16 protein-coding genes are annotated in these 13314 nt (G+C 64.2%); 13 read left to right on the top strand and 3 right to left on the bottom strand.

Going from position 1 to position 13314, the window contains the following annotated elements:
* Positions 1-4: 4 nt before the first annotated feature.
* Positions 5-952 (bottom strand): 4-hydroxy-3-methylbut-2-enyl diphosphate reductase, encoded by a 948-nt coding sequence (gene ispH, locus SPHS8_RS07425; protein ID WP_201514959.1) that lies wholly within the window; start codon positions 950-952, stop codon positions 5-7.
* Between the two features lie 154 nt (positions 953-1106).
* Here ispH and SPHS8_RS07420 point away from each other — a divergent pair, with 154 nt between their 5' ends.
* From SPHS8_RS07420 to tatC, 10 genes are all read left to right on the top strand, one after another.
* Entirely contained in the window at positions 1107-1715 is a 609-nt protein-coding gene (locus SPHS8_RS07420; protein ID WP_201515469.1) for a hypothetical protein, read from the top strand.
* Between the two features lie 123 nt (positions 1716-1838).
* Positions 1839-3566 carry an arginine--tRNA ligase gene (argS, locus tag SPHS8_RS07415; RefSeq protein WP_201514958.1) on the top strand — a complete coding sequence of 576 codons (1728 nt, stop codon included), beginning with the start codon at positions 1839-1841 and terminating at the stop codon, positions 3564-3566.
* Between the two features lie 20 nt (positions 3567-3586).
* Positions 3587-4297, top strand: a complete 711-nt coding sequence (locus SPHS8_RS07410; RefSeq protein ID WP_201514957.1) for an SPOR domain-containing protein — start codon at positions 3587-3589, stop codon at positions 4295-4297.
* A 95-nt stretch (positions 4298-4392) separates the two neighbouring features.
* Positions 4393-4776, top strand: a complete 384-nt coding sequence (locus SPHS8_RS07405; RefSeq protein ID WP_201514956.1) for an endonuclease domain-containing protein — start codon at positions 4393-4395, stop codon at positions 4774-4776.
* 82 nt (positions 4777-4858) lie between these two features.
* Positions 4859-5872: a beta-N-acetylhexosaminidase gene (gene nagZ, locus SPHS8_RS07400; protein WP_201514955.1), complete on the top strand. Its 1014-nt coding sequence runs from the start codon at positions 4859-4861 to the stop codon at positions 5870-5872.
* A gap of 235 nt (positions 5873-6107) precedes the next feature.
* Positions 6108-6905, top strand: a complete 798-nt coding sequence (locus SPHS8_RS07395) for a segregation and condensation protein A (protein WP_201514954.1) — start codon at positions 6108-6110, stop codon at positions 6903-6905.
* Positions 6902-7495: an SMC-Scp complex subunit ScpB gene (scpB, locus tag SPHS8_RS07390; RefSeq protein WP_201514953.1), complete on the top strand. Its 594-nt coding sequence runs from the start codon at positions 6902-6904 to the stop codon at positions 7493-7495. The genes SPHS8_RS07395 and scpB overlap by 4 nt, the downstream gene beginning before the upstream one ends.
* Positions 7496-7524: 29 nt before the next feature.
* A complete protein-coding gene (locus SPHS8_RS07385; RefSeq protein WP_097091035.1) occupies positions 7525-7767 on the top strand; it encodes a twin-arginine translocase TatA/TatE family subunit in 243 nt (80 codons plus the stop codon).
* 29 nt (positions 7768-7796) lie between these two features.
* Complete coding sequence (gene tatB, locus SPHS8_RS07380) at positions 7797-8222, top strand: Sec-independent protein translocase protein TatB (protein ID WP_201514952.1); 426 nt, start codon at positions 7797-7799, stop codon at positions 8220-8222.
* Positions 8219-9007 (top strand): twin-arginine translocase subunit TatC, encoded by a 789-nt coding sequence (gene tatC, locus SPHS8_RS07375; protein WP_201514951.1) that lies wholly within the window; start codon positions 8219-8221, stop codon positions 9005-9007. Before tatB ends, tatC begins: the two co-directional genes overlap by 4 nt.
* A gap of 52 nt (positions 9008-9059) precedes the next feature.
* On the opposite strand, the gene SPHS8_RS07370 is transcribed toward tatC, so the two are convergent.
* Together SPHS8_RS07370 and SPHS8_RS07365 are read right to left on the bottom strand one after the other, a co-directional pair.
* Entirely contained in the window at positions 9060-9188 is a 129-nt protein-coding gene (locus tag SPHS8_RS07370) for an entericidin A/B family lipoprotein (RefSeq protein WP_097091038.1), read from the bottom strand.
* Positions 9189-9533: 345 nt separating this feature from the next.
* Positions 9534-10469 (bottom strand): cell wall hydrolase, encoded by a 936-nt coding sequence (locus SPHS8_RS07365; protein ID WP_201514950.1) that lies wholly within the window; start codon positions 10467-10469, stop codon positions 9534-9536.
* Between the two features lie 165 nt (positions 10470-10634).
* Here SPHS8_RS07365 and SPHS8_RS07360 point away from each other — a divergent pair, with 165 nt between their 5' ends.
* Genes SPHS8_RS07360 through SPHS8_RS07350 form a run of 3 tightly spaced genes read left to right on the top strand, consistent with a single transcriptional unit; the run spans position 10635 to position 13240 of the window.
* Positions 10635-11630, top strand: coding sequence for a cysteine synthase A (locus tag SPHS8_RS07360; protein ID WP_097092688.1), 996 nt, complete (start codon positions 10635-10637; stop codon positions 11628-11630).
* Positions 11631-11670: 40 nt separating this feature from the next.
* On the top strand, positions 11671-11976 hold the full coding sequence (locus SPHS8_RS07355) for a hypothetical protein (RefSeq protein ID WP_097092689.1): 306 nt from the start codon (positions 11671-11673) through the stop codon (positions 11974-11976).
* Positions 11977-12001: 25 nt separating this feature from the next.
* Positions 12002-13240 carry a DUF4350 domain-containing protein gene (locus tag SPHS8_RS07350; RefSeq protein WP_201514949.1) on the top strand — a complete coding sequence of 413 codons (1239 nt, stop codon included), beginning with the start codon at positions 12002-12004 and terminating at the stop codon, positions 13238-13240.
* Positions 13241-13314 lie beyond the last annotated feature (74 nt).

Genomic DNA, 13314 nt, shown 5'->3' with positions numbered 1-13314 from the left:
CGCCTTATGCCGCTCCCAGTTCGCGGGGCAATTTGAAGGAGACGGTTTCCCGCGCCGTCTCCACCTGCTCCTCCGTCACGTCGAAACGCGCGGCGAGCCGGCCCACCACTTCGCGCACCAATATTTCCGGGGCCGATGCGCCTGCGGTCAGGCCAAGCGTGCGGACATTCTCCAGCCATGCAAAATCGATGTCGTCGGCACGCTGGATCAGCCGGGCTGGCGTGCCTTCGCGTTCGGCCACCTCGACGAGCCGCAACGAATTGGAGCTGTTGGGCGCGCCGATCACGTAAAGCGCGTCGCACTGGGCCGCGATCGCCTTCACCGCCGCCTGACGGTTCGACGTCGCGTAGCAGATGTCTTCGCCCTTGGGCGCATGGATCGTCGGGAAGCGGCGCTGAAGCGTTTCAACGATGGCGGCGGTGTCGTCCACCGACAGCGTGGTCTGCGTCAGGAAGGCGAGATTGTCGGGATCGGCAGGCACAAAGCTTTCCGCATCCTCGACCGTTTCGATCAGGGTCATGCTTCCCGCGTCCACCTGACCAAAGGTGCCGATGACTTCGGGATGCCCCTTGTGGCCGATGAACAGGATATGACGGCCTGCCTCGACCTGCCGTTCGGCCTGCCGGTGCACCTTGCTCACCAGCGGGCAGGTGGCGTCCAGATAGTCGAGGCCGCGCTCTTCCGCCTTGGCGGGCACGGCCTTGGGCACGCCATGGGCGGAAAAGACGACCGGCACGCCGTCCGGCACCTGATCCAGTTCCTCGACGAAGATCGCGCCCTTCGCCCGCAGGCTATCCACCACATATTTATTGTGGACGATTTCATGCCTGACATAGACGGGCGCGCCATATTTCTCGATCGCCCTTTCGACGATGACGATGGCGCGGTCCACGCCAGCGCAAAAGCCGCGCGGGGCGGCGATCAGGAGCTTCAAGGGGAGGCGGGCGGTCATGCCAGCCGCTTAGGCCAATGTGACGCCGGAAGGAAGGGGGAGGCGCGCGCTCTGCGTTCCTTTCGGTTGCGTGAGCGGCGGGGTGCGGATAAGAAGCCCCAGCCTGTTCCCAAGGGATTGCCTCGTGACCTTTTCTCGACTTGCGCTGACTGGAATGATCGCCCTTGCCCTTGCGGGCTGTTCGCGCCGGGGAGAAATCGATCCCACCGGCGGCATCGTCGCCGTCCGCTCGGCCTGCCCGACGGCTGCGATCCCGGCCTATACGGGGGACATCACGCTGTTCAATCCGGCTGGCAGCACCGACGCTCGCGCGATCGACGTAGTGGCGAACATCACCGATTTGCGCGCCACTTGTTCGGAAGGCGCGCAATTCTACAGCGAGGCGACCTTCGTCGTGAACGCCCGCCGTTCCGACGCCACCGCCGCGCGGCAGGTGACGCTGCCCTATTTCTCCGCGGTCGTGCGTGGCGGCAACGCCGTCGTCGCCAAGCGGGTGGGCCAGGTCGTGCTCGATTTCCCCGCCGGCCAGTATCGCGCGAGCGCGAGCGCCAAGGCGGGCTCCTTCGTCGACAAGGCCGCAGCGACGCTGCCCGCCGACATCCAGGCGAAGATCACGCAAAAGCGCAAGGCGGGCGATGAGGACGCGGCGATCGATCCCTTCGCCCAGCCCGACGTCCGCGCGGCGCTGCAACGAACCAGCTTCGAGTTGCTTGTGGGTTTCAACCTGACCCAGGACCAGCTCCGATACAACGCGACACGTTAAGAGCGAACCTTAATCTTCCGTTCGCCCTGAGCTTGTCGAAGGGCTCTACTTCTTGCAGGGAAGGATGAGGCTTCGATTTCAGCCCAGCCCGGACGGGTCTTGTGCTTTTTCGAGGAAACACGCTTGTCCCTTTACATTCGTTTCACCGCCCATCTGAACGCCGTGCTGGACGCGCTGGAGGCGGACGCCACCCTGCCTGCTGGCCTCAACCGCAAGCCGGTGACGGTAGAACCCCCGCGCGACCCCAGCCATGGCGACCTCGCCACCAACGCCGCCATGGTCCTTGCCAAGCCCGCAGGCACCAACCCGCGCGCGCTGGCGGAAAAGATCGTCGCGGGCCTGCAAAAGCTCGAAGAGGTGGAAAGCGCCACCATCGCTGGCCCCGGCTTCATCAACCTGACGCTGACTGACGCCACCTGGCGCGCGGAGCTGGCCGCGATCCATGGCGAGGCCGCCGACTATGGCCGCTCCGACGCGGGCGCGGGTGTCACCGTCAACGTCGAATATGTCTCCGCCAACCCCACCGGCCCCATGCATATGGGCCATTGCCGGGGCGCGGTGGTCGGCGACGCGCTCGCCACGCTGCTCGAATATGCCGGGCACAAGGTCATCCGCGAATATTATATCAATGACGCGGGCGGCCAGGTCGACGTGCTCGCCCGCTCCGCCCATGTCCGCTACCGGGAAGCGCTGGGCCAGGATGTGGGCGAGATTCCCGAGGGCCTCTACCCCGGCGATTATCTCGTCCCCGTCGGCCAGGCGCTCGCCGCCGAATATGGCGACGCTTACGTAAACGCACCCGAAAGCGAATGGCTCGTCCCCTTCCGCACCAAGGCGGTCGCGGCGATGATGGAGATGATCCGCAGCGATCTGGCCCTCCTCGGCATCCACCACGACATTTTCGCGTCCGAAGCCGAACTGCAGGCCGCCGGAAAGCCGCAAGCCGCGGAGCAATGGCTGCGCGACCATGACCTCGTCTATGATGGCGTCCTCGAAGCACCCAAGGGCGAGACGCCCGAAGATTGGGAGCCAGTCGAACTCCCCCTGTTCCGCTCCACCAGGTTCGGCGACGATCAGGACCGCCCGATCAAGAAGTCGAACGGCGCCTGGACCTATTTTGGCGCTGACATGGCCTATCATTTCCAGAAGGCGCAGACCGCCGACCAGCTGATCGACATCTGGGGCGCGGACCATGCCGGTACGGTGAAGCGCATCCAGGCCGCCGTCGCCGCCTTGACCGAAGGCCGCGCGCGCTTCGACGTCAAGCTCATTCAGATGGTCCGCCTGCTGCGCGATGGCGAGCCGGTGAAGATGTCCAAGCGCGCGGGCAATTTCGTGACGCTCGCCGATGTCGTCCGCGAAGTGGGCAAGGACGTCGTCCGCTTCACCATGCTGACGCGCAAGGCCGACGCCCAGATGGACTTCGACTTCGCCAAGGTCGTGGAAGCGTCGAAGGACAACCCGGTCTTCTACGTCCAATATGCCCATGCCCGCATTTCCTCGCTCGGCCGCCGGGCGGAGGAAGCCGGAATGGATCTTCCTGCGCCCGACCTGTCCCGCCTTGGGACGGAGGAACTTAACCTTGTTAAGTTGGCCGCACAGTTCCCACGGGTGGTGGAAGGGGCTGCGTTCGCGCGCGAACCGCACCGCATCGCCTTTTATCTCAATGACTTGGCTTCTGCATTCCACAGCTGGTGGAATTTGGGGAACGACAATCCGCGCGCCCGCGTGATCCTGGCGGACGATCCGGGGATAACTTCTGCGCGCCTTTTCTTAAGCCGCGGAATCGGGCAAATCATCCGTAATGGCCTTGCCCTGATGGGCGTGGCTGCGTTGACGGAAATGCAATAGCCAGGCGGAGGCACGGACACATGGGCGACTTTGCGAGGGGGCGGCTCGATCTCGACGATGACGAGCGTCTGCCTTGGCTTGAGCCTGGCATTGAAGATGAGGAGGATGAAGGGCTCTCCCCCGTCCGTCTGCTCGGCTTCATACTGGTCGCCCTTGTCCTGCTAGGCGGCGTGGTCGCTGGCGTCTGGTTCCTCAACAACCGTTCGAGCGGCGGCGGCGAAGGCAAGCTGATCGCCGCGCCCGCTGGCGACTACAAGGTGGCCGCGCGCGAGGCCGATGCCAAGAAGTTCGAAGGGGAGGGCGACGCCAGCTTCGCCGCCAGCGAAGGCGTACTGCGCGACGGCCGCATCGATCCCAGCCGTGTCCCCGAAGCGCCCGTAACCGCCACTGCGCCCGCCAAGCCCAGCCAGCCAGTGCCGGGCAAGCCTTCGCAGAGCGTGACCGCGCGCGTGGCGGACGAAACCAACGTCCGGCCAGCAACCGCGCAGCCCGTCCGCAAGGGCGGCGCGGTGATCCAGCTCGGCGCCTATGGCAGCCAATCCGGCGCCCGCGACGCCTGGACGCGCCTGTCCAAGCGCTTCGCCTATCTCGCGCCGCTCACCATGGCGATCGAACCCACCGAAGTCGGCGGCAGCACCCTCTACCGCTTGCGCGCGACGGCCGGAGCCCAAGCCAGCACCCTCTGCGGCAGACTGAAAGTCGCCGGCGAAAGCTGCATCGTCGTGAACTAAGCTGCCGTTCCCCTCTCCCCTTCAGGGGGTCGGCCAGAGGCACGTGACCCTGGCCGAGGTGCCGAGCGCAGCGAAGGCGGGAGAGGGGAACGCAGGTGCGGGATAGCAAATCGCTGAATTTTGCGAAGCAACTCCGCCGCGATCTCACCCCAGCAGAAGCCCGCCTCTGGTACAATCTCCGCGCCAAGCGCTTCGCAGGAGTCAAGTTCCGCCGCCAGACGGTGATCGGGCCCTACATCGCCGACTTCACGTGCCGAACCGCAATGCTTGTAATAGAGGTGGATGGCGACACGCACGGCTCAGCCATTCAGTACGACGCTGAACGAACGGCATTTCTCGAACAACAAGGCTGGCGCGTCCTCCGCTTCACCAACGCAGACGTCCTGCAAAACCTCGAAGCCGTTCTGTCCACGATAGCGCAGCGCCTTCCCCCTCTCCCTGACCTCGATGAGAGTCACGTGCCTCTCATCGACCCCTGAAGGGGAGAGGGGACACGCCACTCCTTGATCACCCCAACAACCCCTTCGACACAGCGCCCCACAGCCGCTACCATCCGCCCTCATGAAACCGGTAATCTTCGGCCTCTCCGGCGAGACGCTCACGGCGGACGAGCGCGCCTTCTTCGCTGATGCGCAGCCTGCGGGCTATATTCTCTTCCGCCGCAACATCGCCGACCGCGTCCAATTGCGCGCCTTGACCGACGACCTGCGGGCGCTTCACGGCCGCGACGACCTGCTCATCATGATCGATCAGGAAGGGGGCCGCGTCGCCCGCATGCAGGCGCCCGTCTGGCCAAGCTTCCCCCCCGGCGCCGTGTTCGACCGCCTCTATGACATCGCGCCGTCGAGCGCGATCGCCGCCGCGCGCGCCAATGCCCATGCGATCGCTCTGACCCTGGCCGAAGCGGGCATCACCGTGGACGCGCTCCCGCTGCTCGACGTGCGGCAGGATGGCGCAAGCGACATCATGGGCGACCGCACGCTCGGCGCGGAGCCCATGCGCGTCGCCGCGCTCGGCCGCGCAGTCATCGAAGGGCTGGCGAGGGGCGGGGTCGCGGGCATCATCAAGCATATGCCCGGCCATGGCCGCGCCATGGTGGACAGCCATCATGAACTGCCCATCGTGACCGCGAGCGAAGAGGAACTCGCCACCGACCTCGCGCCTTTTCAGACGCTGAAGGACACGCCCATCGGCATGACCGCCCATGTCGTCTATACGGCCTGGGACCCCGATCTTCCCGCCAGCCTTTCCGCCTCGATCATCGACACGATCATCCGCCAGCGCATCGGTTTCGACGGCCTCCTCATGTCCGACGATCTCGACATGAAGGCGCTGAACGGCAGCATCCCGGAACTGGCGGCAGGCGTGGTCGCGGCGGGTTGCGACCTTGCGCTCAATTGCTGGGGGAGGATGGATGACATGGTGGGCATAGCTGATCTGCTCCCCGACATCAGCGACCGGTCGCGGGCGCGCCTGGATCGCGCGATGGCCTCGACCAGCCTGACCGCCGAAAGCCCACCCCTGGAACAGCTGCTGGCGACCCGCGACAGCCTGCTCTCCGTGGTGGCTGCGTGAGGGCAGGCGTGATCCTGTCCCTTCCGGCAAAGCTATACGGAATTAAATGCTCACGCGGAGTCGCGGAGCCGCGGAGATATCGCGCCTTCGGCGAAGCCACTTGTCATTTTGAACCCACCCCCACGGCCCAGGCCGATTTTTTGGTGCTGCGCGGGCGCCTGGTCACCCTCCGCGTCTCCGCGTCTCCGCGTGAACAACTCTTCCCACCGTCAGCGCGTCAAAGAGCCGCCTGACCATGGAAGACCTCTTTACCCCTCCGCCACAGCCCCGCGCCGACATGCTGACCGTCAGCTTCGGAAGCTGGGAAGGGCCGCTCGATCTCCTCCTGGCGCTCGCCCGTTCGCAAAAGGTCGACCTGCGTGAAATCTCGATCCTCGCGCTGGTCGAACAATATCTCGCTTATGTCGAAGGCGCGCGGAAGCTGAAGCTGGAACTGGCGGCCGACTATCTGGTGATGGCCGCCTGGCTCGCATATCTCAAATCCTCGCTGCTGCTGCCGAAGCAGGCTCAGCCTGACCCTAGCCCCGACGAACTGGCCCTGCGCCTGCAATTGCGGCTCCAGCGCCTGCACGCCATGCGGGAGGCGGGAGCACGCCTGATGGCCCGGGACCGTATCGGCCGCGACGTGTTCGTCCGCCCTCGGCCCGAAGGACTGCGGCTGGTGCGCAAGGCAAAATGGGCCGCCAGCCTCTATGATCTGCTGCAATCCTACGGACAGCTGCGCGCGCGCACGCAACCGGCCGTCCATATGGTCGCCGCCCGTCCGGTGATGACGCTGGATGAAGCGATCCAGCGCGTCGGCACGCTGGTTGGGTCCGCGATCGATTGGACCACGCTCGAATCCTTCCTGCCCGATGGTCAGGACGGACCGATGGCGCGATCGGCGCTCGCGAGCAGCTTTGTCGCGGCGCTGGAACTCGCGCGGCAGGGGCGGCTGGAAATACAGCAGGATGGCATATATGAGCCCATCTATCTGCGCGCCGCGCTGCCAGATCAAAATGGGGCGGACCAGGGTGGGAGGCGTCTGTTGTGATGCAGGAACCGGACGATTTCATGCGCGCCGTGGAGGCCGCCCTGTTCGTCGCCGAACATCCGCTGACGGCTGCCGAGTTGCGGCAGCATGTGGGGGAGGCTGGTGATCTAAGTGCTGCCTTGGCCATGCTCTCGGATCATTATGCCGGGCGGGGCATCAATCTGGTCGAGCGTGGCGGGCGCTGGCATTTCCAGACGGCGGCGGACCTTGCGCATATCCTGCGGCGGGAGAAGGATGAGACGCGCAAGCTGTCCCGCGCGGCGATGGAAACGCTGGCCATCATCGCCTATCACGAGCCGGTCAGCCGCGCGGAGGTGGAGGCCATTCGCGGCGTCCAGGTGGCGAAGGGGACGCTCGACGTTCTCATGGAAGCAGGCTGGGTCCGGCCCGTGGGACGGCGGGAAGTTCCGGGCCGTCCGCTGATTTATGCGACGACGCACGAATTTCTGTCACATTTCGGACTTAGCAGCCGCCGGGATTTGCCGGGACTGGATGATCTGCGCGCTGCCGGATTGCTCGATCCGGTCGATCTTGCGCTGGAGGGCCTCGGCGCTCAATCCGTTCTGGAAAATGATGAGGAAGAAGCCTAAAAAGGGCTTCCTTTCAGGAGAAAGTTAAAATGGGTTCCTTTTCTTTGATGCATTGGGTCATCGTTCTCCTGGTGGTCATGCTGCTGTTTGGCGGCGGCCGCATCTCTGGCCTGATGGGCGACGTCGCCAAGGGCATCAAGAGCTTCAAGAAGGGCATGGCGGACGATGATGACGACATCGCCCCGGCCAAGCCTGCCACGCGGATCGAAGGACATCGCGTGCCTGAACAGGATGCGCCGACCGCGACCACCGAAGAAAAGACCAAGGCCTGACCTTCGTCACCCTCCAGCGGTAGGCGCGCATGTTCGATATCGGTTCGTCCGAACTTCTGCTGATCGTGATCGTCGCGGTTGTCGTGATCGGTCCCAAGGATCTGCCGCGCGCTCTGTACAAGGTTGGGCAGATCGTCGGGAAGGCACGCGGCATGGCGCGCCATTTCCGCACCGGCATCGACGCGATGGTGCGCGAAGCCGAGATGGAAGAGCTGGAAAAGAAGTGGGCGGACCAGAACCGGCGCATCATGCAGGAACATCCGCCCGAAGCGTCGTCCGCCCCAGCGATGGAGCCCTTGCCGGACTCCTCCGCCGTCCCCCCGACGGGCGCATCGTCGCCGCCCCCGGCCTTCGTCGCCCAATCGGCGCCCGTTGCTCCCGCCCCTGCGTCCGACGGCCCGCCCTATATCGCGGCCCAGTCCAATCCTGCGGCCAAAGGTGATGCTCAGGCATGAGAGATATCGATGAGACAAAGGCGCCGCTGCTCGACCATCTGATCGAACTGCGCGGGCGGCTGTTGAAGTGCGTCTGGGCGCTCTTCCTGACGGGCGCGGTCTGCTTTTATTTTTCCGACAAGCTTTTCGCCTTCCTGGTTCATCCGCTCAAAGAGGCCTTTGGCGACGGCGGCGGGCGGCTGGTCTATACCAAGCTCTACGAAGCCTTTTTCGTTCAGGTGAAGGTGGCGATCTTCGGCGCTTTCTGTCTGTCCTTCCCGATCATCGCGAACCAGCTCTGGGCTTTCGTGGCGCCGGGTCTTTATGCGAAGGAAAAGAAGGCGTTATTGCCCTTCTTGGTGATGACGCCGGTGCTTTTCCTGATGGGCGCGAGCCTCGCTTACTATGTCGTGATGCCGACCGCGTTCCACTTTTTCCTGCAATTTCAAGGAAGTAGCGGAGGCCTCGCAGTCGAGGCACTCCCGAGTACCGACGCCTACCTCACTTTAGTCATGCAGTTCATTCTTGCATTCGGCATCAGCTTCCTGATGCCCGTCCTGCTGATGCTGCTGAACCGCGCCGGTTTCGTCACCCGTGCTCAACTCATCGGCCTGCGCCGCTACATGATCGTCGCCGCGTTCGTCCTCGCCGCCGTCTTGACCCCGCCCGACGTCGTATCGCAGCTGATGCTCGCCATCCCCCTGCTGCTGCTCTACGAAATCACCATCGTCGCGATCTGGTTCACCGATCGGAAACAGGCCCGCGACGCCGCAACAGCGGACGGAGCAGACACTTCCACCAGATAAAAAAAGGCCCGCCAATGGCGGGCCGCTAGGGTGGGAGCCTGTTTTTCGCTGCTTACTTGGCTGCGTCTTCCACCGCCGCGCCAGCGCTCTGCACGTCTTTGCCCGCGCCTTCGACGGTGTTGCACGCGGCCACCATCAGCGAACCGGTAAGCAGCAGGGCAGCAAAAATCTTCTTGGTCATGGTCGTCTCCTGAGGAAAAAACTCGAGCCGGATGGCCGCGCTATCCAGCGGCTGAGGGGGAGAACCCGCAGAGGCGAAATACGTTCCGCAACCGGAAATATCTGAGACTCGAAGGAGGCTGCCCCACAAAATCTGAGCCCGGAACGCGTCGGGGGGGGGAGATGCGTTCCGGGCTCATGTTTTTTTGGATAGCAAGAGCGGGGGGCAAAAGATTTGCTATCCGGTATGCAGAACCACCGATCGCGGCATTTGGTTCCGCCGTTCCTCCACTTCCTGAAGTTTTTTTATTATGACCAAGAATCAGTGATTTAGGAAAGGCCGCCAATAAATTGCGCGCCCTGCTATTCAGATGAGCGGGCGGCCGCTGTTCCGATATTCGGGCCGGATCGTTGATTGTGGCAGCATGTCAGTCGCCGCTGGCGGAGGGACGGCAAGGGGAACGGTGACATCCCCACCCACTGGCGGCAAGGGATGCTGCATCGCAGGTGGCCTCACCGTCCAAGCTCTGGTTGATGGGCCCGATTGCCACTCCCGCCCCGCATAGGGGATGCGGAACGCTGCCTCTGTCCCGTTGAAGCCCGGCATCTGGTAGAAGATGTGCGCCCCGATGACGGCGACGGGCCGCTTCGATGCCGCCCATCCGGGACGCACGGCCAGCGTATGGTAGAATGTGGCGAGCCCAACGGGCGCGTAGACGCGGCCCGCAAGCGCCTGTTCCGCGATCCGGCGCGCACGTGCCCAGCTTTGCGCATGATTGGCCCGCCCCATCGAGCCGTCGCAGCTGAACGTGAACTGGCAGAGGGAGTCGGTGCGTTCCGATCCCTGATAGACGACGCCACAGACGCTGTGCGGCCACAGCGGATTGCGGACGCGGTTCAGGACGACCTGGGCAACCGCGCGCTGGCCGTCTTCCGGCTCGTTGGCTGCTTCATAATAGATGGCCGAGGTGAGGCAGTTGACCGCCCTGTAGCTATCGAGCGGGGTCTTGCCGCGAAACGCAGCCGCTGGCGCGGCGTCGATGGTGGCGAGTTTCAGGACGTGTGGGCTGTTCCCAACCGAATCGGGGAGATCCTGGAAGATATCGTCAGCGAAAAAGTAGGCGGAACCAGGGAAATTTTCTCCCGCCCGCTCGGCAACATCGTCGCGCGCCCTCACATCCGCCAGCATGTCCAGCGGCGCGGCGGTGATCAGGCGCGGCAGAGCAAGCGCCGTCAGCGCCAGAACGGACAATATCAGATGCCAGGATTGCCCGCGCGTCATGTCGAAGCTGTCTGTACTCATCAATGGATCGCGGCTTAACGCCGCACGGCGCCACTCCTAGCGCAAAAGCCTTGCCACTTTCTTCCCGGCGGCGGCGATTATCGCGCACGGATTGCAATCAGGTCTTTGGGTGGATCAGCATTCCCTTGCTTGGCAAGCGTGCATCCGCTCCGCTATGCGGGGAACATGCTGGTTCAGAATGATAGCCTCGCCCTGATTGGCAACACGCCGCTGGTGCGCCTTGCCGGTCCGTCGCAAGAGACGGGCTGCGATATTTTCGCCAAGTGCGAATTCGCCAATCCCGGTGCGTCGGTCAAGGATCGCGCGGCGCTCTTCATCGTCAATGATGCGGAAGAAAAAGGGCTGTTGCAGCCGGGTGGCACGATCGTCGAAGGAACGGCGGGCAATACTGGTATCGGCCTGGCGCTGGTCGCCAATGCGAAGGGCTACAGGACGATCATCGTCATGCCCGAAACGCAGAGCCGCGAGAAGATGGACACGTTGCGCGCGCTGGGCGCTGAACTGGTGACGGTGCCTGCCGCTGCCTATTCGAACCCGGGGCATTTCGTCCACACGTCCCGCCGGATCGCGGAAGAAACGGAGAATGCGATCTGGGCGAACCAGTTCGACAATATCGCCAACCGGAAAGCGCATATCGTCGGTACGGCGGAGGAAATCTGGCAGCAGCTGGACGGGCAGATCGACGGCTTCACCTGCGCGGCGGGCACTGGCGGCACGATCGCGGGCGTGGGGCTGGGCCTCAAGGCGCATGACGAGAATATCACGATCGCGCTGACCGATCCGCATGGCGCGGCGCTCTATAATTATTACGCCCATGGCGAGCTGAAGGCGGAAGGGTCATCCGTGGCCGAGGGGATCGGGCAAGGCCGGATCACCGCCAATCTGGAGGGTGCGCCTATCGATACCCAGTTCCGCATTTCCGATGAGGAGGGATTGCACTGGGTCGAGCGCCTGCTGGCGGAAGAAGGGCTTTGCCTTGGCCTGTCGTCGGGCATCAATGTGGCGGGCGCGGTGGCGCTGGCGCGCGAACTGGGCCCGGGCAAGCGGATCGTCACCATCCTTTGCGACACGGGTTTCCGCTATCTCTCCACCCTCTACAATCGCGAGTGGCTGGAAGCGAAGGGCTTGACGGTGTTCCCCTGGCTCGCGCACAATCGCTGATCGCCGCACGGGTCGCGGCGGCAAGATAAAGAGCGCTTTGATGGCTGAACATCCCCGCCGGCAGGAAGGGTTGCAGCGTGTCCAGATCGGCCTGACGGGGCTGGCGGGCGTGGTGCTCCTCGTAGGTCTGGCGAATATCGTGATCGAAAAGGCGCGGATCGACGATCCGGCGGTGCCGCCGCCGACCGTGCCCACGTTGGACGTCAATGCCGTCGCGCCCAAGGAGCCGCTGGCGGAATTGGGCGTGCAACCGGCGCCCGAGCAGCAGCCGATCGTGCCCGACCTGCAGCCGGACCCCAATTTGCGCAAGCCGATGGATCGCGATCCGCAAGCGTCCGGCCGCTGATCATCTTGATCGAAGCGCGCATTCCATGAAGGCGTTGCGCACATTCCTGATGCTTGGCCTTGGTCCGGTGCTGGTTGTGCTCGGCGGTCTTCCTTCCTTGTTGAAAACGGGGCAGGTCGACCTGCAGAGCTGGACCTGGCCTGCCCTGATGCTCATGCCCGTCGCGCTGTTGCTAAGCCTGAAGCGGGGCTGGCCCTATGCTCTATGGGCTGGGGCGGGAAGTTTGGGGACGGTCCTGATCTTCGATGTTTTGGCGGCGTCTTCCTATCCAGCGATAGGTGATGTTGGCGGTTTAACGCTCGTTGCCGCACTGGCGGTCATGGCTGGCGTCTGCCTTCCTCGCCGGAAGTGGACAGGGCTTACCTTCTGCGCTGCTGCTCTGTTGTCCTGCTGGCTGGCGCGGGAGGCGCCTCTCCCGGAAACGCCATCGCCCCGGCCCAAGCTGGCGGTCATCAGCGCGCTGCCCTTATTCTGGAAGGAGGGAGAGCCAAGTTTCGGTGCGCGGAGTGATGCGCCGATCGTCACTCTCCTGCGGCGGCGCTTCGACGTACAGCCCGTTGACAGCCCGCTCGGCCCAGCGATGAGGGATGCCAACGCCCTGCTGCTCGCGCAGCCGCGCGCCTTTTCCCCGGCAGAGTTGGTCGCGCTGGATAATTGGGTGCGCGACGGCGGACATGTCTTGCTGCTGGCTGATCCTTTGCTGCGCTGGCCATCGTCCCTGCCGCTGGGAGACAGGCGCAGGCCCCCTGCCGTCAGCATGCTTACGTCGCTGCTGAATCACTGGGGCCTCGCGCTTCTTCCCCCGGTCGCCGTGGCGGAAGAGCGGCGCATATTGGAGGATGGCCGCGTACTCACGACCATGGGCAGTTCTGGCTTCGTGCTGCGGCCTGGGACGTCATGTCACGTCGAAGAGGAGGGGCTGGCCGCGCGATGCGCGATCGGCAGAGGGAGCGCCGTGCTGGTTGCCGACGCGGACCTGATCGACGACCGATTGTGGCTGGCCGATGCTGCTGCGCCTCTGGATGCGCGGCACTGGTCCGCTGATAGTCCGGGGTTCGTGATCGAGGCGTTGGATGGCGGCATGGTCGAAGGGCGCCGCTGGCTCCGATCGGTGGCCGACCTTGTGATGGCCCTACGCTGGTCGATTCTTGGGGGAATTGGCTGGGTGATCCTGGGAAGCGTCTGGCTCGGCTGGTTTTACCGCGACGATCGGGTGCAAGACATCTCTTCCCGTCCACCTTGGGAGGCCGTTAAACCGGGTTAGACCAGAACAAAACAGGATTTCCCGGCTTCTCCCGACTTTTCCCTTTCCATGCACCTCTCGCCTTGGTATCTAAG

This window comes from Sphingobium sp. S6 (genome assembly GCF_905120495.1).
Taxonomy (GTDB): domain Bacteria; phylum Pseudomonadota; class Alphaproteobacteria; order Sphingomonadales; family Sphingomonadaceae; genus Sphingobium; species Sphingobium agri.
The sequence above is the reverse complement of the archived record's forward strand: the minus strand, read 5'-3'. Positions and strand labels throughout refer to the sequence as shown.